Here is a 17,372-nt window from a genome sequence, read left to right on the forward strand (position 1 = left end):
TGCACCAGTCGGAGCTTCCCTCCGGCACGCTGCGCCAGAACGTCACCTCGCCCGGCGGCACCACGGCCGCAGCGCTCGGCGTGCTGATGGGTGAGCCGGGTCTGCGCGAGTTGATGATCCGCGCGATCGCGGCGGCGACCAAGCGGTCGCAGGAATTGGCGAAGTAGACAGGTGCCGTAGGGTGGGCAATAGCGAAGCGTGCCCACCACCTTCATCGCGGGTCCCGGAGAGATGGTGGGCACGGCGCTTCGCGCCTTTGCCCACCCTACGAAGTCGAGCCAGCCCCCAGCCGCTTATTGAACATCTCGACATTGACGAGCCCGCGCGCGTGGCGGCCTTCGCCGAGCTTGCGTGTGCCCTCGAACGCCTCGACCTCGAAGCGGATGACACGGCGCTCGACCGCGACGACCTTTGCCGTGGTCCGCACCGTCGCACCGACGGGGGCGGCGGCGAGATGGCGGATATCGACCTCGGTGCCGACGGTGACCCAACCCGGCTGAAGCGCGGCGCGGATCGCATCGCCCGAGGTCATCTCCATCTCCAGTATCATCATCGGCGTCGCGTAAACAAAAGGCATGCCGGACACGAAATGCCCGACCGTGCGCTCCACTGGGACCACCAGCGTGCGCTCGGCACTCATTCCGATCGTGATGAAGTCGCGTGCGTCCATCTTGCTTGCTCGTCATTCCGGGTCGCGCGCAACGCGAACCCGGAATCCACAGATTGTCGAACGAGATTCCCCAATGCGCCGTTGCGCATTGTGGTTCAGCCCTAGTGGGCTGCCCCGGAATGACGCTAACGCATCACTTCTTCGCAGCCGCCGCGCGTTCCACGAACGTCTTGCCGCCCTTCATCTTGTGGCGGAGCGGGGCTTCGTTGATCTGGATGACCACGGCATCGGCATCGACGCCGAGATTCTTCACCAGTGCCTGGGTGATGTCGCGCATCATGCCGGCCTTCTGCTCGTCGGTGCGGCCTTCGGCCATGCTGACAGTGATCTCAGGCATTTTTCTCTCCCTTGGGGCCGAATACCGGCCATTGACGGCCGCCATCAAACAAGACGTGGCTGCCCGGGACAAGCCCGGGCATGACGGCGCCAGCGAATAGCTAGCCCCACTTTACGTCATGGCGCGCCAGCACCTCGCGCACCTTGGCGACAAGATCGGCTTCGCTGCACGAGAACTGCGCCGGGCGGCTCTCGCGCCATTCCTGGTTGGAGGCGATCGCGGCGGCCGCTTTGGCGCCTTCGACCAGATCCTTGATCTGTAGCTCACTACGCGCCTTTTCATCCGAGCCCTGGATGATCACGCAGGGGCTGTTGCGGCGGTCGGCATATTTGAGCTGGTTACCCATGTTCTTGGGATTGCCGAGATAAAGCTCGGCGCGGATGCCGGCGGTGCGCAAGCTTGCCACCATCTTCTGATAGTCGGCGACGCGTTCACGGTCGAACACGGTGACGACGACGGGGCCGAATTCGGGCCGCGTGTCGAGCTTGCCGAGCAGCGTCAGCGCAGCCTGCAAGCGCGACACGCCGATCGAGAATCCGGTCGCCGGCACCGGCTCGCCGCGGAAGCGCGAGACGAGACCATCGTAGCGACCGCCGCCGCCGACCGAGCCGAAGCGCACCGGGCGGCCCTTCTCATCCTTGGTCTCGAGCAGGAGCTCGACCTCGTAGACGGGGCCGGTGTAATATTCGAGGCCGCGCACGACGGAGGGATCGATCTTGATGCGGTCCGCACCGTAGCCCGACGCCGTCACAAGTTTTGCGATCTCTTCCAGCTCGCTCACGCCAGCTTGGCCGACCTGACTCTTGGCGAGGTAGGTTTCAGCCGCGGCAATCGCCTCTTTCCAATCCTCGCGCGGTTTGGTGATGGCGAGAACGACGTCGGCTTCGGCTTCGCTCAGATTGGCGCCCTTGGTGAAGTCGCCCTTGCCCTCTTCGCCGCCATCCCATCGTCCAGGACCGAGCAGCTTGCGGACCTCGTCGGCAGAAAACTTGTCGAGCTTGTCGATCGCGCGCAGCACCGTCAGGCGACGCGCGGCATTTTCGTCACCGCCGAGCCCGATGGCTTCCAGAACACCGTCGAGCACCTTGCGGTTGTTGACCTTCACGATGTAGGAGCCGCGCGCGATGCCGAGCGCCTCCATCGTGTCCGCGGCCATCATGCAGATCTCGGCGTCTGCCGCCGGCGTCGCCGAGCCGACCGTGTCAGCATCGAACTGCATGAACTGGCGGAAACGGCCGGGGCCGGGCTTTTCGTTGCGGAAGACATAGCCGACGCGGTAGCTGCGGTAGGGCAAGACCAGCGCGTCGGTGCCGTAGCGCTCGCCGACATAGCGCGCCAGTGGCGCCGTCAAATCGTAGCGCAAGCTGATCCACTGCTCGTCGTCGTCCTGGAACGAGAACACGCCTTCGTTAGGACGATCCTGGTCGGGCAGGAACTTACCCAGCGCGTCGGTATATTCCATCGCCGGCGTTTCCACGGGCTCGAACCCGTAGAGCTCGTAGACGGCGCGGATCTTCTCGACCATCTCGCGCGTCGCCCGGATCGCCGCGGGATCGCGATCCTCGAGCCCGCGCGGCAGGCGCGCCTTCAGTTTCTGCGGTTTTTTGGGTTTCTCGGCCATGCGCGGCGTTTACCAGCCGGGGCGCGAGGCGGCAACTGCCCTACGGCTGCTCCATCCGCGCCCGGAGCGCGTCGGCGTCGGCTTTCGGCATGGATTTGAGCAGCGGCTTGATGGTTTCGCCGCCGACGATCTTGCCGTTGCGCATGAACATCCAGTCCGAGATGTCGGCCTCGGCGAACTTGACCTCGTCGCCTGCCCGCTTGCCCGGCAGGTCACGCGGCTCGTTGGCGAACCGGCCGGAATAGCTGCCGTTGGGCAGCTTCTTTATCTCGGCGATCCAGATGTGCTCCCCGCCCTTGCGGGTGGAAAAGTGAGCTTTGAGGGAATGCCCGGTCTCCGACGACTTTGGCGCGTCATAGGAGGCCCAGAAGATCGGAAGCGTGCCGCGGGCCCGCGCGATCGCCGCATTCATCTCGGGATCGCCGGTGCGCACGTCGACGATCGGCGAGCGGTCCTGCGCGACGACCTCGTGAGTAGGGCCGATGGTCAGGACGCCGAAGACGGAGACGCCAGTGATTGCGGCGAGAACGACCCATTTCATTGGTTGGGAGAGCTTAGCTGCCATGATCGCGATATCCAGGATGACTCGATGTATGCTGACTTTGTCGCGGAGTTATGGCGGCGCGTTCAGTGCACGAAAAGCCACAAGCATTGCGTGTTTCCCCTCTCCTCATGAGAGAGGGGAAACATTCTCGCTGCGGATCAAAACACCTTGCGGATCCAGTTGTGCGGATCGTTGGTGCGGCCGTACTGGATGTCAACGAGCTGCTTGCGCAGGCCCATGGCGACGGGACCGGCGGCGCCGCCGCTGATCTCGAAATCGCCGCTCACCGAGCGCACCTTGCCGATCGGCGAGATGACGGCGGCCGTGCCGCAGGCAAACGCTTCCTTGAGCTTGCCGGAGGCCGCATCCTTGCGCCACTGGTCGAGCGAGTACGGCTCCTCGCGCACCGTCTTGCCGGCATCCTTGGCCAGCGCGATGATGGAATCGCGGGTGATGCCGGGCAGGATGGTGCCGAGCGGCGGCGTCGAGAGCGAGCCGTCGTCAAACACGAAGAAGACGTTCATGCCGCCGAGCTCCTCGATATAGCGGCGCTCGACCGCATCGAGGAACACGACCTGATCGCAGCCATGCTGGATCGCTTCAGCCTGCGCGCGCAGGCTCGCGGCATAATTGCCGCCGCACTTCACCGCGCCAGTGCCGCCGATTGCTGCGCGCGTGTAATTCTCGGACACCCAGATCGAGACCGGCGCAGGGCCGCCCTTGAAGTACGAACCGACCGGCGAAGCGATCACCGCGAAAATGTATTCGGACGACGGCTTGACGCCGAGGAAGGTCTCGCTGGCGATCATGAAGGGGCGCAGGTACAGGCTGCCTTCGCCGCCCGGCATCCAGGCGCGGTCGATGCGCACGACCTGCTCGACCGCCTCGATGAAGACGTCCTCGGGCAGTTGCGCCATCGCCATGCGATCCGCCGAATCCTTGAAGCGCCGCGCATTGGCGTCGGGGCGGAACAGGTTCACGCCGCCGTCGTCGCGCTTGTAGGCCTTGAGACCCTCGAAGATCTCCTGGGCGTAGTGCAGCACCGCGCCGGCCGGATCGAGCTGGAAATTGGCGCGGGCCTCGATCCGCGCTTCATACCAGCCGCCCTTGGCCTGGTTGTAGCGGACGATCGCCATGTGATCGGTGAAGACCCGTCCGAAGCCGGGGTCCATCAGCCTGGCCACACGGTCCTTCTCAGGAGTCGGATTGGATGCGGGCTGGATGTCGAATGTCATGCTCATGTCCTTGGCTCCCGCTGCCGGTATCGGCGCTGTTCTGGCGCCGGCCCGCCCTGTTTCGGGCCGACTGGCTTCATTGGGTGTCTGGCTGAACCACCGCCAGCCTTGTTACGGCCGGTTTCCCGTGGCCAGCATGTCGCTGAGGACATGCTTTTGCGGAACGCGGAAGTCCAGTATGTTTTGCCGAAATGCCGCTCGACAATCGCACGGTAGACCTGCTCCGGCCGTCGTCGCCTGTCCGGCTCTTTCCGCCGTCCTTGCTTCGACACCACCCGCGCGAAACGATCTAAAATTTCGTGCGGGTCGATCGTTTTGTAACATTGAACCCAAGATACGTCAATATGCCTGACATAAATTTCGCAACATCCTCTCACGACGCCGCCGAGCCCAAGCCGGCCGCAGACGACGGAGGCAATTTGCGCTGGGATATCATCGAGCTACTGTTCTTCGCCTATCGCGACTTCGTCGGCGATCCCGACCAGGAGCTGGAGGCTTTCGGCTTCGGCCGGGCTCATCACCGGGTCATGCACTTCGTCTACCGCTATCCCGGCCTCAAGGTCGCCGATCTGCTCGACGTCCTGCGCATCACCAAACAGTCGCTCGGCCGCGTGCTCAAACAGCTGCTGGACGAAGGCTACATCGTGCAGAAGACCGGCGACAATGACCGCCGCCAGCGCCTGCTCTACGCGACGCCGAAGGGCGAGGCACTGGTGCAGAAGCTCGCCGGGCTGCAGACCACGCGGATCACCAAGGCGCTCGCCGAGATGAACCCGCAGGATGCCGAGACGGTCAAGCGCTTCCTCCGCGCGATGATCGATCGGGACGATCCGGACAAGGTGCTCGAGACGATCTTCGCTTCCGTCAACAACGCCAAGGAGTGACCGTGCCGCTCGCTGCCACTCTCGCCCGCCCGCCGGCGCGTCCGGCCGATGACGCGCCGCATCTGCTGCTCGTCGACGACGACCGCCGCATCCGCGATCTGCTCTCCCGCTTCCTCGCCGCCGAGGGTTATCGCGTCACCACCGCCGCCAGTGCCGGCGATGCACGATCGAAATTGCTGGGTCTGCATTTCGACCTGCTGATCCTCGACGTGATGATGCCCGGCGAGACAGGCTTCGATCTCGCCCGCTTCATCCGGACATCCTCCTCGGTGCCGATCGTGATGCTGACGGCGCGCCATGAAGCCGAGGCCCGCATCGAGGGCCTGCAGATCGGCGCCGACGACTACGTGGCGAAACCGTTCGAGCCGCGCGAGCTGGCGCTGCGCATCAACAACATCCTCAAGCGCGCCGCCCCGCCGCCGCAGGCCGCGACCGTGGAGAAGATCGCTTTCGGCCCCTACATCTACCATCTCGATCGCGGGGAGCTGCGTCAGGGCGAGGAGGTCATCCACCTCACCGACCGCGAGCGCGAGATGCTGCGCATTCTTTCGGAGACGCCGGGCGAGACCGTGCCGCGCAGCGCGCTGACCGGCAATGGCAGCGTCAATGAACGCGCCGTCGACGTGCAGATCAACCGCCTCCGGCGCAAGATCGAGACCGACCCCGCCAATCCGCTGTTCCTTCAGGCGGTGCGCGGCATCGGCTACCGGCTGGTGGCCTCGCCATAACACAGTGAAGCGCGACCGATGAGCACGATCGATACCGGCCTGACGCTGCTCCGAAGCGCCGCCGGCCGCGTCTCCGCCGTCAATGGCTGGATGGGCAATGCGTTCAAGGGCTGGATGCCGACCGGCCTCTACGCCCGCGCGCTCCTCATCATGATCGTGCCGATGGTGGTGCTGCAATCGGTCGTCGCCTTCGTGTTCATGGAGCGGCACTGGAACACGGTGACGCGCAGATTGTCCGCCGCGGTGGTGCAGGACATCGCTACGCTGATCGACGTCTACAAGGGTTATCCGCAGGACCGGGACCGCGACCAGCTCCGCCGCATCGCCCAGCAGCGCCTCGGCCTCGTCGTCGATTTCCTTCCCGCCGGCGACATGCCGCCGCCGGGACCGAAGCCGTTCTTCTCGCTGCTCGACCAGACGCTGTCGGTGCAGCTCGGCCGCCAGATCGGGCGCTCGTTCTGGATCGACACGGTCGGCCGCTCAAACCTGGTCGAGATCCGCATCCAGCTCGACGATGCCGTGATGCGCGTGTTCGCGCAGCGCAGCGCCGCCTATGCCTCCAACTCGGAGATTTTCCTGTTCTGGATGGTCGGCACCTCGTCGATCCTGCTGATCGTCGCCGTGCTGTTCCTGCGCAACCAGATCAGGCCGATCCTGCGGCTTGCGGATGCCGCCGAAAGTTTCGGCAAGGGCCGCGAGGCGCCGAACTTCAGGCCGCGTGGCGCGCGCGAGGTGCGACGCGCCTCGGTCGCCTTCCTCGAGATGAAGTCGCGCATCGAGCGCACGATGGAGCAGCGCACGGCGATGCTCGCCGGCGTCAGCCACGATCTGCGCACCATCCTGACCCGCTTCAAGCTCGAGCTGGCGCTGATCGGCGACAGCCCCGAACTCGAGGGGATGCGCAAGGACGTCGACGAGATGTCGATGATGCTGGAGGACTACCTCGCGTTTGCGCGCGGCGATTCCGGTGAGCAGTCGCAGCCGACCGACATGGCCCAGGCGCTCGAGGAGCTGCGCGGCGACGCCGAACGCCACGGTCATGCCGCGACCGTTGCCTTCCACGGCCTGCCCGTCGTGACAGTGAAGCCGGCCTCGTTCAAGCGCTGCCTCGCCAACCTCGTCACCAACGCGGCACGCTACGGCAAGAGCATCGCCATCACCGGCCAGCGCGATCACCGTTATTTGACCGTCACGATCGACGATGACGGGCCGGGCATTCCCGCGCATTTGCGCGAAGAAGTGTTCAAGCCGTTCCTGCGGCTGGACAACGCCCGCAACCAGGACGAAGGCGGCACGGGCCTTGGCCTCGCCATCGCCCGCGACATCGCCCGCTCGCACGGCGGCGACATCACCCTCGGCGACAGTCCGATGGGGGGACTTAGGGCGAGCGTGAGGATTCCGGTATAGCTGACGACGTAGCCCCGATGGAGCGCAGCGCAATCCGGGATTCATTCTTCGCAACTTCGCAACGGATGCAAAGCCCCGGACTGCGCTACGCTCCATCCGGGCTGCGGACTACGATCCCGCCTATTTCGGCAGCAGCGCCTTCAGCTTGTCCATGTCGCGCACGTTCATCTTGAAGCCGCCGGGCATCACGATATCGCCGGGCTTCTGGTCCGGCTTGCAGGCCCCGAGCCATTTGGCTTGCAGCGTCATGGTGCTATCGCGGCCGGCCGCGCCTGCGACGCCGCCTTGCGCGTGCGAGGACGACTTCACCGTGTAGGCCGAGTTGAAATCGCCTGATATCTCGGCGTGCGACGTCGTGGTGACGCCGGCGACGTTGCACTCGGAATCGCTGACATAGCCGGTCGCTGTCTTCTTGATCTCCTGCTTGGCGCAAATCTGCTTGGCCATCGGGGAGACGTTGTTGCTCATCTCCTTGTCGACGGTCTCGTCGGTGCAGTGCTGCATGGTCATCTCGGGCACCGGCGAGCCTGATGTGACCAGCTTCATTTCCCAAAGGCCGGCCTTGCGCACCGGCAAATCGTCGGCGCTGGCGCTGGCTGCCGACACGACGAGGCAAGCGGCCGAGCCGAGCAAAGCGAGTTTGCGCGTCATGGTGGAGGCTCCCGGCTGAGAGATTGCGGCGTTACGACAACGCTTCAGTACAGCGTGCGGATCGGCTGGTCGGCGGCGCCATAAGGCACCCAGCGGCAGGAGAACGAGATGTAGCCGCCCTCATAGGCCTGCACCGCCAGGAATTTGACCACCTTGCCGTAGCGCGCGCAGTGATCGACCGCGGCCTGTCGCGCATCGACTTGGATGGCCATGGAATAGGCGATGATGCCGCCGGTGTCGTTGCCCTTGAAAGGCGGCACCGGAAGAATGTCGGCGCGCGCCGACTGGCTCGCCATCATACCCAGGGCAAGAAGGCCCGCGGCCGCAATGATTCGCATTCCCGTCACTCCAATTGGTTGGTGCCAGTTTACGGTGCCGGGATCGCCGTGAAAAGAACTGAAGCCCCGTCGGCAGTGAGGTTATGGTCAACTCCTGGCGAAGTGTTGCCGCGCTGCACTTGACCTCCCCCGCCCTTCGCGGCACCGTTCGACCTTCGCAAGACTTCAGCTGTCTGGATTACCCATGCGCGCCCCCTCCCTGAAATCGCTCCGCTTTGCCGCCGTGCTCGGCCTCATGTTCGGGGCGCTGTCGCTCGGTGAGGCCAGGGCTGCCAATCCGCTAGAGCTGAATTTCTGGCTGAGCGGGCCGCGCTATGACGGCGCCGTCGCCGAGTGCGACAGGGCGCTGCCGACGATCGCCACCCAGTTCTGGGAAAAGGAAAGCTCGTTCTGGAATTCCTCCCTGCAAATCACTGGCTTTTCCGCCGTTCGCGAGACCGCGTTCCGGCCCTGGCAGTCCGACAACATTCCGCGCCGCTATTGTACCGGCGAGGCCATGCTCAATGACGGCAAGGTGCGCAAGGTGCATTTCTCGATCATCGAGGATGGCGGCTTCGCCGGCTACGGCAACGGCGTCGAATGGTGCGTGGTCGGGCTCGACCGCAACTGGGCCTATAATCCGGCCTGCCGCGCCGCCAAGCCTTAGAGCCCCTGATTCGGACCTATTGGGGCGGCCGGCGGCCGCCGTCTGAATTTTGTTCTTGAAATGTTCTTGCTGCCTGCTAGGCTTCCGTGCACAGTCTAGTTGAGGGGCGTTGCCATGTTTCATTCCAGATTGCATTCGTTCTCCCGCCTGGTGATCTCGCTGGCCCTTTCCCTGATCCTTGCCGCGGGCCTGGCCTCGTTCGCCAGTGACGCAAAGGCCCAGGACAAGCGGCAGAACGCGCCTGGCGAGTTCGACTTCTATGTGTTGTCGCTGTCGTGGTCGCCCTCGTTCTGCGAGGAGGCCGCGGAGCGCGGTGGCCGCTCCCAGATCCAGTGCGGCGGACGGCCCTACGCCTTCGTGGTGCATGGGCTGTGGCCGCAATATGAGAATGGCTTTCCCGAATATTGCCAGCGTCCCGCGCCGCGACTGAACCGCAGCATCGTCTCCTCGATGCTCGATTTGATGCCGGCGCCTGGCCTGATCTTCAACGAATGGGACAAGCACGGCACCTGCTCGGGCCTCGAAGGCCGCAGCTATTTCGAGACGATCCGCAAAGCGCGCGCGGCGATCAAGATTCCAGCCGAATATCTCGATCTGTCGCAGGCCAGGACCGTGGCGCCGGCGGAGGTGGAGGAGGCCTTCATCAAGGCCAATCCGGGGCTGAGCAATACCGCCGTCTCCGTCACCTGCAACCGGACCCGGCTCTCCGAGGTCCGCATCTGCCTCAGCAAGGACCTGCAATTCCGCGCCTGCGACGAGATCGAACGCCGCGCCTGCCGCCGCGATCAGGTCACCATGCCGCCGATCAGAGGCGGTTAGTTCGCGAAACTGGCCGCCCGCATCGTCATGGAGCGCTTGTCCCGGCCATCCGAGTTTCACAACGCATCACGAAGGACGTGGATGCCCGGGACAAGCCCGGGCATGACGAGTAGAAGATGCTGCGCATTCTCTCCCGTGAGCCGCAGACCTTCGCCATGAATTACCGTCACGCCTTTCACGCCGGCAGCTTCACCGATGTCATCAAGCACATCGTGCTGGCGCGCATCATCACCTATCTGCAGGACAAGCCGGGGGCGTTCCGCGTCATCGACACCCATGCCGGCGCGGGCCTCTACGATCTCGACAGCGACGAGGCGCGCCGGAGCGGCGAATGGCTGACCGGCATCGCGCGGCTGATGCAGGCCCGCCTGTCGAACGAGAGCGCGGCGCTGGCCAAGCCATATCTCGACATCGTCCGCGCCTTCAATCCGAAGGGTGAGCTCAAGGCCTATCCGGGCTCCCCCTTGATCGCGCGCGGCCTGCTCAGGCCTCAGGACCGCCTCGTCGCCTGCGAGCTCGAGCCGAAGGCGCGAAAAGCGCTGATCAGCGTGCTGCGCCGCGACGAACAGGCCCGCGTGGTCGACCTCGACGGCTGGGTGGCGCTGCCGGCCTTCGTGCCGCCAAAGGAGCGGCGCGGTGTCGTGCTGATTGATCCGCCTTTCGAAGCAAAGGACGAGTTCGAGCGGCTGGGTGAAGCCTTCTCGACGGCCTTCGCGAAATGGCCGACCGGCATCTATGTCATCTGGTATCCGGCCAAGAACCGGCGTGCCACCGACACGCTGGCCGAAACGGTGGCGCGGCTCGCAGCTGCAGCAAAACCACCGGGAAAATGTCTGCGCCTCGAGTTCAGCGTCGCGCCCCAGCTCGATGGCGGGGCTCTCGCCTCGACCGGGCTCCTGATCGTCAATCCGCCCTATACGCTGCAGGGCGAGCTCAAGACGATCCTGCCCGAGCTGGAAATGCCGCTCGGCCAGGGCGGCGCTGCCAGATTCCGATTGGAGGTCCCGAGGCCGTAACACTCCGGCATTCTTGGGAAAAATATGCAGGAGCGGTAGTCAATCTGCTGAGAACCGTATTATGCTGTTTTTGTGACTGGCTTTGCGTTCCGCTTCCGCGAATGGTTGCGGCGGAGTGAAGGCCTAAGAAAGATCCGGCCGGACCGTTGAGGTCCGCCCAAGGATGGCCAGCTCTCCCGGGCTCCGTAAGCCCGGTCATGTCGTGACGTGAGTCTGCGTCGCGACGGAGGAGCAATGAGGGGGAGTTTCCCGATGGCCATGACGGGAACGGTTAAGTTTTTCAACGGCGAACGCGGCTACGGTTTTATCAAGCCTGACGACGGCGGCCGCGACGTCTTCGTGCACATTACTGCTGTGGAGCGGGCCGGACTGAAGGACCTTGCGGAAGGACAGCGTATTACTTTCGAAGTCGAACCGGACAAGAAGGGGAAGGGGCCGAAGGCGGTCAATCTGGTCATCCTCTCCTAGCGGGCCTGACGAGCAACATTCGGCGCAACATTTCGCGCAAAAAAATCCCGGCCGCGAGCGGCCGGGAGTTGTTGTCCGGTATTTTCTTCTTCAGCTATCAGAAGCGATAGTTCACGCCAGCGCGCACAACGCTGGCGCTATAGCCGTTTGACACGCCCGTAATTGCGAACTGACTGGTCGACAGGTCGATGTAGAGATATTCGAGCTTGGCGCTCCAGTTCGGCGCCAGGCCGACTTCCGCGCCGGCACCGATGGTCCAGCCGGCGGTGGTGTGCGATTCCGTCCAGCCGAAGGTCTGCGCGCGCAGCTCGCCGAAGGCGAGGCCGGCGGTGCCGTAGAACAGCACGTTGTTGAAGGCGTAGCCGGCGCGGCCGCGCAGGGTACCGAACCACGGATTGGAGAATTTCCACGGCGCAAAGGTATCGTCGGCGCCGGCGGCCTGGATGTCGCCCTCGACGCCGAACACAAACGGGCCGTTCTGGAAGTTGTAGCCGGCTTGCACGCCGCCGACGAAGCCGGACGGCTTTGAGGGATTGTTGTCGACCGAGCCCCATTCGTAGCCGATATTGCCGCCGAGATAGGGACCTGCCCAGCTATACGCATTCAGCGGCTGGTTGACCGTATAGGGCGCACGCTGCCCGTAATTGAGATCGGCGGCCTCTGCCGAAGCTGTCCAGGCGGCTGCAACCAACGCGGCCGCGCCCACAACGAGCCCCTTCATCACACACTCCAACGCAACTGTTGCAACCGGTGCGAAGCCTGACGCCGCCGCGCGAGGCAAACCGCATGGTTACGGAACCACCACTTTTTCGCGTAAGATTTATCGAGAGTTTTAAGTTAAAGGCCTGTTAAGCCGGGTTACCGCGCTGTTAACAGGCTTAAGCGAGTGTTACCGGGAACTGCGTCGCCATCCTGTGCGCGCCGCACGGCCGGAACTTCAAATCGGCACCCCTAGCGCCTAAATTCGCTCCATGGTTCACGATTCCCCCGACAATCCGGACGATGCGCGCGCGCGCAGACCCGTGCGTGGCTCCGCGCCGGACGCTCCAGCCGAGACGCCTCCGGACCTCGATCCCGCCACCAGCGGCGGCGAGGAGGAGGACGACGCGCGGCTGCCTGATATCCTTGAAGAGAGCGGCGCGGTCGGCGAAGGGCCGCTGGCGAGCGGTCACGAGGCGATCGAACGCGCGGTCCGCCTCGCCCCCACCTCGCCCGGCGTCTATCGCATGCTCAATGCGAATGCCGACGTGCTCTATGTCGGCAAAGCCAAGAACGTCAAAAAGCGCCTCTCCAACTATGCGCGCCAGAATGCGCCGCAGCCGGCGCGCATCCTGCGCATGATCGCCGCCACGGTCACCGTGGAAATCGTCTCGACCAATACCGAGACCGAAGCGCTGCTGCTGGAAGCCAACCTCATCAAGCAGCTTCGGCCGCGCTTCAATGTGCAGCTGCGCGACGACAAATCGTTTCCCTATATCCTGATCACCGGCGACCATTGGGCGCCGCAGATCCTGAAACATCGCGGCGCGCAGAGCCGGCCCGGACGCTATTTCGGTCCGTTTGCCTCCGCCGGCGCGGTCAACCGCACCATCACGGCCTTGCAGCGCGCGTTCCTGATCCGCTCCTGCACCGATTCCTTCTTCGAGAGCCGCACCCGGCCTTGCCTGCTCTACCAGATCCGCCGCTGCGCCGGCCCCTGCACCCGCGAGATCGACTTCCCCGGCTATACGACGCTGGTGCGGGAGGCGAGCGACTTCCTGTCAGGCAAAAGCCATGCGGTGAAGCAGGAGCTTGCCGGCGAGATGGAGAAGGCGGCGGGTGAGCTCGAGTTCGAGCGCGCCGCGCTCTACCGCGACCGCCTCGCCGCGCTGTCGGCGATCCAGTCGCAGCAGGGCATCAATCCGCGCACGGTCGAGGAAGCCGACGTGTTCGCCATCCACCAGGAGGGCGGCTTCTCCTGCGTCGAGGTGTTCTTCTTTCGCACTGGCCAGAACTGGGGCAACCGGGCCTATTTTCCGCGCGCGGAAAAGACGTTCACCCCGGAAGAAGTGCTCGGTTCCTTCCTCGCCCAGTTCTACGACGACAAGCCGCCGCCGAGGAACATCCTGCTCTCGCACGAGATCGAGGAGAGCGAGCTGCTCGCCAATGCGCTCTCGATCAAGGCCGGCCACAAGATCGAGGTCACCGCGCCCAAGCGCGGCGAGAAGAAGGAGCTGGTCGCCCACGCGCTGACCAATGCGCGCGAGGCGCTCGGCCGCAAGCTTGCCGATACCGCCACGCAAAGCCGCCTGCTCGACGCCATAGCCGCAACGCTGAGCCTGCCGCATTCGCCCAGGCGCATCGAAGTCTACGACAACAGCCACATCCAGGGCACCAATGCGGTCGGCGCCATGATCGTCGCCGGACCTGATGGTTTCGTGAAGAACCAGTACCGCAAGTTCAACATCAAGTCGGAAGGCATCACGCCCGGCGACGACTTCGCCATGATGCGCGAGGTGCTCGAGCGACGCTTCAAACGCCTGATCACTCCGCCCGAGGAGGGCTCGGTCAAGGCGAAGGACGACGATTTCCCGCAATGGCCCGATCTCGTCATCATCGACGGCGGCCGCGGCCAGCTCAACGCCGTCCGCGAGATCTTCGCAAATCTCGGCCTGACCCAGGTGTCGCTGATGTCGGTCGCCAAGGGGCCGGACCGGGATGCCGGCCGCGAGACCCTGTTCATGCCGGAACGCGAGGCCATCAAGCTGGAGCCGCGCGATCCCGTGCTCTATTTCATCCAGCGTTTGCGCGACGAGGCCCACCGCTTCGTCATCGGCTCGCACCGCAAGCTGCGCAAGAAGGACATCCGCGAGGCCGGTTTGCAGGAGATTCCGGGCATCGGCCCGTCACGCAAACGTGCCTTGCTACATCATTTCGGGACCCTGAAGGAGATCGAACGCGCCTCGATCGCCGATCTCGGCAAGGTTCCGGGGGTGAGCGCCGAGAGCGCCCGCAGGATTTTCGAGTATTTCCATCCCCAGCCGGGATGAACTAAAGGCCCAAAGGGAGCTAGGGTCATATGATCGTCGCATCCCGCACCCCATCTGTGGAGCGGAACGGTTGACCTTCAGGCCGCAGCGGTATTGGTAGGACGGATGAACATCGCCACGACACGAGGGACGACCAGCCGCGCGATGTCCCTCCCGAACATCCTGACCTATGGCCGGATCGCGGCGATCCCGGTCGTGGTGGGGTGTATCTATGCGCAGTCGATTCTGGATCAGCCGCTGTGGCTGCGCTGGGTGGCGGTGGCCATCTTCATCGGGGCCGCGGTGACCGACTACCTCGACGGCTATTACGCGCGGATCTGGAATCAGCAATCGGCGTTCGGCCGGATGCTCGATCCGATCGCCGACAAGCTGCTGGTCGCCTCGTGCCTGCTGATGCTGGCCGCCGACGGCATCATCCATGGCTGGTCGCTGTGGGCCGCCATCGTGATCCTGTGCCGCGAGATCCTGGTCTCGGGCCTGCGCGAATACCTTGCCGCGCTCCGCGTCAGCGTGCCCGTGACCAAGCTTGCCAAGTGGAAGACCACGGTCCAGCTCGTTGCGATCGGCTTTCTGCTCGCGGGACCTGCCGGCGACGAGGTGGCGCCCGTCGTCTCGATGATCGGACTGGCGCTGCTGTGGGCCTCGGCGATCGTGACCATTTATACCGGCTACGACTATTTCCGCGCCGGCATCCATCACCTCATCAAGGAGGACGAGGGATGAAGGTGAAATATTTCGCCTGGGTGCGCGAGCGCGTCGGCAAGGCAGAAGAAACCATCGAGCCGCCTGCGACTGTGCGCACCGTGGAAGAGCTGATTGCCTGGCTGTCCGGTCAAAGCGAAGCCTATGCGTATGCGTTCGAGAAGCCGAAGGTGATCCGCGCCGCGATCGACCGCGCCCATGTCAAATCGGATGCGACGATCACCGGCGCTCGCGAAATCGCGTTCTTCCCGCCGATGACCGGCGGCTAGACCATGGCCTCCTCTGTTCCCTGCCCCGTTACCATCCGTATTCAGGAGGACGATTTCGATATCGCCCGCGAAATCGCCCTCCTGACCAAGAGCCGCACCGACATCGGGGCCGTCGTGAGCTTCTCCGGCATCTGCCGAGCCGACGAGGACAGCGCGAACATCGCCGCGCTGACGCTGGAACATTACCCTGATATGGCCGAGGAAGAGATCAGGCGTCATGTCGACGAGGCGATCTCGCGCTGGCCGTTGAACGGTGTCACGGTCATCCACCGCGTTGGCCGCTTCATGCCGGGCGAGAACATCGTGCTGGTGCTGACCGCATCGCAGCATCGCCAGGCCGCCTTCCTGGCGGCCGAGTTCCTGATGGATTACCTCAAGACCAGCGCGCCGTTCTGGAAGAAGGAAGAAAGCGAAGCCGGCACCGGCTGGGTCGAGGCCCAGGCCCGCGACGACGAAGCCGCCGCACGTTGGACCCGATCCTGATGGCAAAAGCATCCAAAAAGACCGTGCGCGGCCGCGCCGCGCTAAAACCTGCCAAGGTCGCTCCGGGCGAGCTTCTCACGCTGGCCGATTTCGTCCGCTATGGGGTGAGCCGCTTTGTCGAAGCCGAGCTCGCCTTTGCCCATGGCACGACAGATCCGGTTGCCGAAGCAGCCTTCCTGGTCAGCGAGGCGCTGCATCTCAATCCCGAACAGTTCGAGATGTTCGCCAACGCGCGCGTCACGGCCGCCGAGGGCAAGACCGTCCTCGATCTCATCCATCAGCGCGTCACCACGCGCAAACCGGCCGCCTATCTCGTCAAGAAGATCTACATGCGCGGCCTGCCCTTCTATGTCGACGAGCGTGTCATCGTTCCGCGCTCCTTCATCGGCGAACTGCTGGAGTCGCATTTCGGCGGCGAAGAAGGCGCCGGCGCGCTGATCGACGATCCCACGGCCGTCGAGCGTGTGCTCGATCTCTGCACGGGATCGGGATGCCTTGCCATCCTCGCCGCGCATCATTTTCCGAACGCCGCCGTCGATGCCGTCGACATCTCCAAGGGCGCGTTCGAGGTCGCCACGCGAAATGTCGGCGAATACGGGCTCGAGGACCGGATCAGCCTGTATCGCGGTGACCTGTTCGCGCCGCTCGGCGACAACAAATACGACCTGATCATCACCAACCCGCCTTACGTCGATGCCGAGGGCATGGCGGCGCTGCCGCCGGAATGCCGGGCCGAACCGAAGCTCGCGTTCGATGGCGGAAGCGACGGTCTCGACGTGGTGCGCCGGATCCTGCGCGAGGCGCCCGATCACCTCACGCCGGATGGCGGGCTGATCTGCGAGATCGGCCGCGGCCGCGAACTGGTCGACGAGGCCTTTCCGGAACTGCCGCTGCTCTGGCTCGACACCGAGGATTCCGAGGGCGAGGTGTTCTGGATCGCGGCCGCCGATCTCGGCTGATTCCTCACGACGGATCGAGCTCCGTCGGAACAACTCAAATATCGCCACGTTCATCCCCCGACGATTGTTCTTGCTCTCGGAGGATGTCCCCATGCTCGCGCCATCGGGCGAATTGCTGCGCGCCGGCATGGCGCTGAAGCTCAACCATCTCAAGCGCGCCGCGCAATCGTATTTGCGGGACCGCACCAGCCAGGCCACCGGACGCGCGACGTCCTACGCGGTCGCGGCTGGTCTGTTCGCAGTGGCCGGGCTGTTCGTGATCGCGACCTTCTTCGTCGGCCTGATTGCCCTCTACCGCTGGGTTGCAATCAGCTACGGACAATTCTGGGGCTTTGGCGCCGTCGCCGCCGTGCTGCTGGTGCTGGCCGCGGTCTGCGCGGGCGTCGCCGTGGCCATGATGAAGCGGCCGACCAAGGCGATCGTACCGCTTGCGAGCCGCATGCGCGTCGCGATCGCCACCCCGCGGATCCCGCGCGGAACGGTCAAGCAGGCGGTAAAGGAGGTCGCGACGACGATCCCGCTCGTGCCGCTTGCGCCGGGAGAGCTCGGCCATGGCAGAAGGGCCC

22 protein-coding genes are annotated in these 17,372 nt (G+C 64.5%); 14 read left to right on the forward strand and 8 right to left on the reverse strand.

Going from position 1 to position 17,372, the window contains the following annotated elements; all coding sequences use genetic code 11:
* The coding region (locus tag MOV74_RS12385) for a pyrroline-5-carboxylate reductase dimerization domain-containing protein (protein WP_309486796.1) at positions 1 to 167 on the forward strand (167 nt) is incomplete at its 5' end.
* 98 nt (positions 168 to 265) lie between these two features.
* Here the strand turns inward: MOV74_RS12385 and MOV74_RS12390 are convergent.
* The 5 genes from MOV74_RS12390 to MOV74_RS12410 all read right to left on the reverse strand — a co-directional run bounded on the left by MOV74_RS12390 (position 266) and on the right by MOV74_RS12410 (position 4,413).
* Positions 266 to 670, reverse strand: a complete 405-nt coding sequence (locus MOV74_RS12390) for a thioesterase family protein (protein WP_246922004.1) — start codon at positions 668 to 670, stop codon at positions 266 to 268.
* Positions 671 to 803: 133 nt separating this feature from the next.
* Positions 804 to 1,052, reverse strand: a complete 249-nt coding sequence (locus MOV74_RS12395; protein ID WP_258719526.1) for a 4-oxalocrotonate tautomerase family protein — start codon at positions 1,050 to 1,052, stop codon at positions 804 to 806.
* A 55-nt stretch (positions 1,053 to 1,107) separates the two neighbouring features.
* Positions 1,108 to 2,628, reverse strand: coding sequence for a histidine--tRNA ligase (hisS, locus tag MOV74_RS12400; RefSeq protein WP_246922007.1), 1,521 nt, complete (start codon positions 2,626 to 2,628; stop codon positions 1,108 to 1,110).
* Positions 2,629 to 2,668: 40 nt separating this feature from the next.
* Positions 2,669 to 3,193 (reverse strand): YegJ family protein, encoded by a 525-nt coding sequence (locus MOV74_RS12405; protein WP_246922009.1) that lies wholly within the window; start codon positions 3,191 to 3,193, stop codon positions 2,669 to 2,671.
* 137 nt (positions 3,194 to 3,330) lie between these two features.
* Entirely contained in the window at positions 3,331 to 4,413 is a 1,083-nt protein-coding gene (locus MOV74_RS12410; protein WP_246922012.1) for a branched-chain amino acid aminotransferase, read from the reverse strand.
* A gap of 338 nt (positions 4,414 to 4,751) precedes the next feature.
* Between MOV74_RS12410 and MOV74_RS12415 the strand changes: the two genes are divergently transcribed.
* From MOV74_RS12415 to MOV74_RS12425, 3 genes are read left to right on the forward strand one after another with little or no spacing between them, the layout of a single operon-like run.
* Positions 4,752 to 5,291 (forward strand): MarR family winged helix-turn-helix transcriptional regulator, encoded by a 540-nt coding sequence (locus tag MOV74_RS12415; RefSeq protein WP_246922014.1) that lies wholly within the window; start codon positions 4,752 to 4,754, stop codon positions 5,289 to 5,291.
* A complete protein-coding gene (locus tag MOV74_RS12420) occupies positions 5,288 to 6,019 on the forward strand; it encodes a response regulator (RefSeq protein ID WP_246922018.1) in 732 nt (243 codons plus the stop codon). The genes MOV74_RS12415 and MOV74_RS12420 overlap by 4 nt, the downstream gene beginning before the upstream one ends.
* Positions 6,020 to 6,037: 18 nt before the next feature.
* Positions 6,038 to 7,426: an ATP-binding protein gene (locus MOV74_RS12425; RefSeq protein ID WP_246922021.1), complete on the forward strand. Its 1,389-nt coding sequence runs from the start codon at positions 6,038 to 6,040 to the stop codon at positions 7,424 to 7,426.
* A 120-nt stretch (positions 7,427 to 7,546) separates the two neighbouring features.
* On the opposite strand, the gene MOV74_RS12430 is transcribed toward MOV74_RS12425, so the two are convergent.
* Positions 7,547 to 8,077, reverse strand: a complete 531-nt coding sequence (locus MOV74_RS12430; RefSeq protein ID WP_246922024.1) for a DUF3617 family protein — start codon at positions 8,075 to 8,077, stop codon at positions 7,547 to 7,549.
* Positions 8,078 to 8,121: 44 nt separating this feature from the next.
* Positions 8,122 to 8,415, reverse strand: a complete 294-nt coding sequence (locus MOV74_RS12435; RefSeq protein ID WP_246922027.1) for a hypothetical protein — start codon at positions 8,413 to 8,415, stop codon at positions 8,122 to 8,124.
* A 184-nt stretch (positions 8,416 to 8,599) separates the two neighbouring features.
* Here MOV74_RS12435 and MOV74_RS12440 point away from each other — a divergent pair, with 184 nt between their 5' ends.
* The 4 genes from MOV74_RS12440 (at position 8,600) to MOV74_RS12455 (ending at position 11,364) form a co-directional block, all read left to right on the forward strand.
* Positions 8,600 to 9,061 carry a hypothetical protein gene (locus tag MOV74_RS12440; protein WP_246922030.1) on the forward strand — a complete coding sequence of 154 codons (462 nt, stop codon included), beginning with the start codon at positions 8,600 to 8,602 and terminating at the stop codon, positions 9,059 to 9,061.
* Positions 9,062 to 9,175: 114 nt separating this feature from the next.
* Positions 9,176 to 9,880, forward strand: coding sequence for a ribonuclease T2 (locus tag MOV74_RS12445; protein ID WP_246922033.1), 705 nt, complete (start codon positions 9,176 to 9,178; stop codon positions 9,878 to 9,880).
* Between the two features lie 155 nt (positions 9,881 to 10,035).
* Positions 10,036 to 10,896 carry a 23S rRNA (adenine(2030)-N(6))-methyltransferase RlmJ gene (locus tag MOV74_RS12450; RefSeq protein WP_246922050.1) on the forward strand — a complete coding sequence of 287 codons (861 nt, stop codon included), beginning with the start codon at positions 10,036 to 10,038 and terminating at the stop codon, positions 10,894 to 10,896.
* Between the two features lie 252 nt (positions 10,897 to 11,148).
* Positions 11,149 to 11,364, forward strand: a complete 216-nt coding sequence (locus MOV74_RS12455) for a cold-shock protein (protein ID WP_008544396.1) — start codon at positions 11,149 to 11,151, stop codon at positions 11,362 to 11,364.
* 97 nt (positions 11,365 to 11,461) lie between these two features.
* Here the strand turns inward: MOV74_RS12455 and MOV74_RS12460 are convergent, their stop codons facing one another.
* Positions 11,462 to 12,085 carry an outer membrane protein gene (locus MOV74_RS12460; RefSeq protein ID WP_246922036.1) on the reverse strand — a complete coding sequence of 208 codons (624 nt, stop codon included), beginning with the start codon at positions 12,083 to 12,085 and terminating at the stop codon, positions 11,462 to 11,464.
* Positions 12,086 to 12,335: 250 nt separating this feature from the next.
* Here MOV74_RS12460 and uvrC point away from each other — a divergent pair, with 250 nt between their 5' ends.
* From uvrC to MOV74_RS12490, 6 genes are all read left to right on the forward strand, one after another.
* The gene (gene uvrC, locus MOV74_RS12465) at positions 12,336 to 14,393 is read left to right on the forward strand and encodes an excinuclease ABC subunit UvrC (protein ID WP_246922038.1); all 2,058 of its coding nucleotides are present in this window, start codon (positions 12,336 to 12,338) and stop codon (positions 14,391 to 14,393) included.
* A gap of 105 nt (positions 14,394 to 14,498) precedes the next feature.
* On the forward strand, positions 14,499 to 15,116 hold the full coding sequence (pgsA, locus tag MOV74_RS12470) for a CDP-diacylglycerol--glycerol-3-phosphate 3-phosphatidyltransferase (RefSeq protein ID WP_246922040.1): 618 nt from the start codon (positions 14,499 to 14,501) through the stop codon (positions 15,114 to 15,116).
* Positions 15,113 to 15,364 carry a molybdopterin converting factor subunit 1 gene (gene moaD / locus MOV74_RS12475; protein ID WP_246922042.1) on the forward strand — a complete coding sequence of 84 codons (252 nt, stop codon included), beginning with the start codon at positions 15,113 to 15,115 and terminating at the stop codon, positions 15,362 to 15,364. Before pgsA ends, moaD begins: the two co-directional genes overlap by 4 nt.
* Positions 15,365 to 15,367: 3 nt before the next feature.
* Positions 15,368 to 15,847 (forward strand): molybdenum cofactor biosynthesis protein MoaE, encoded by a 480-nt coding sequence (locus tag MOV74_RS12480; RefSeq protein ID WP_246922044.1) that lies wholly within the window; start codon positions 15,368 to 15,370, stop codon positions 15,845 to 15,847.
* Positions 15,847 to 16,806 (forward strand): 50S ribosomal protein L3 N(5)-glutamine methyltransferase, encoded by a 960-nt coding sequence (gene prmB / locus MOV74_RS12485; protein WP_246922046.1) that lies wholly within the window; start codon positions 15,847 to 15,849, stop codon positions 16,804 to 16,806. The genes MOV74_RS12480 and prmB overlap by 1 nt, the downstream gene beginning before the upstream one ends.
* A gap of 91 nt (positions 16,807 to 16,897) precedes the next feature.
* Positions 16,898 to 17,372 (forward strand): phage holin family protein (locus MOV74_RS12490; protein ID WP_246922047.1); only part of this gene is annotated, 475 nt, incomplete at its 3' end.

Origin of the sequence: Bradyrhizobium sp. SHOUNA76 (genome assembly GCF_023006445.1) — a bacterium.
Lineage (GTDB): Bacteria > Pseudomonadota > Alphaproteobacteria > Rhizobiales > Xanthobacteraceae > Bradyrhizobium.

Bases quoted from the DNA above. Each gene is read 5' to 3' on its own strand.
- MOV74_RS12390 (WP_246922004.1), bottom strand. From the start codon at position 670: ATGGACGCACGCGACTTCATCACGATCGGAATGAGTGCCGAGCGCACG.
- MOV74_RS12455 (WP_008544396.1), top strand. From the start codon at position 11,149: ATGGCCATGACGGGAACGGTTAAGTTTTTCAACGGCGAACGCGGCTAC.
- MOV74_RS12410 (WP_246922012.1), bottom strand. From the start codon at position 4,413: ATGAGCATGACATTCGACATCCAGCCCGCATCCAATCCGACTCCTGAG.
- pgsA (WP_246922040.1), top strand. From the start codon at position 14,499: ATGAACATCGCCACGACACGAGGGACGACCAGCCGCGCGATGTCCCTC.
- MOV74_RS12415 (WP_246922014.1), top strand. From the start codon at position 4,752: ATGCCTGACATAAATTTCGCAACATCCTCTCACGACGCCGCCGAGCCC.
- MOV74_RS12460 (WP_246922036.1), bottom strand. From the start codon at position 12,085: ATGAAGGGGCTCGTTGTGGGCGCGGCCGCGTTGGTTGCAGCCGCCTGG.
- moaD (WP_246922042.1), top strand. From the start codon at position 15,113: ATGAAGGTGAAATATTTCGCCTGGGTGCGCGAGCGCGTCGGCAAGGCA.
- MOV74_RS12445 (WP_246922033.1), top strand. From the start codon at position 9,176: ATGTTTCATTCCAGATTGCATTCGTTCTCCCGCCTGGTGATCTCGCTG.
- MOV74_RS12440 (WP_246922030.1), top strand. From the start codon at position 8,600: ATGCGCGCCCCCTCCCTGAAATCGCTCCGCTTTGCCGCCGTGCTCGGC.
- MOV74_RS12405 (WP_246922009.1), bottom strand. From the start codon at position 3,193: ATGGCAGCTAAGCTCTCCCAACCAATGAAATGGGTCGTTCTCGCCGCA.
- MOV74_RS12435 (WP_246922027.1), bottom strand. From the start codon at position 8,415: ATGCGAATCATTGCGGCCGCGGGCCTTCTTGCCCTGGGTATGATGGCG.
- MOV74_RS12450 (WP_246922050.1), top strand. From the start codon at position 10,036: ATGAATTACCGTCACGCCTTTCACGCCGGCAGCTTCACCGATGTCATC.
- MOV74_RS12395 (WP_258719526.1), bottom strand. From the start codon at position 1,052: ATGGCGGCCGTCAATGGCCGGTATTCGGCCCCAAGGGAGAGAAAAATG.
- MOV74_RS12425 (WP_246922021.1), top strand. From the start codon at position 6,038: ATGAGCACGATCGATACCGGCCTGACGCTGCTCCGAAGCGCCGCCGGC.
- hisS (WP_246922007.1), bottom strand. From the start codon at position 2,628: ATGGCCGAGAAACCCAAAAAACCGCAGAAACTGAAGGCGCGCCTGCCG.
- MOV74_RS12480 (WP_246922044.1), top strand. From the start codon at position 15,368: ATGGCCTCCTCTGTTCCCTGCCCCGTTACCATCCGTATTCAGGAGGAC.
- MOV74_RS12430 (WP_246922024.1), bottom strand. From the start codon at position 8,077: ATGACGCGCAAACTCGCTTTGCTCGGCTCGGCCGCTTGCCTCGTCGTG.
- prmB (WP_246922046.1), top strand. From the start codon at position 15,847: ATGGCAAAAGCATCCAAAAAGACCGTGCGCGGCCGCGCCGCGCTAAAA.
- uvrC (WP_246922038.1), top strand. From the start codon at position 12,336: ATGGTTCACGATTCCCCCGACAATCCGGACGATGCGCGCGCGCGCAGA.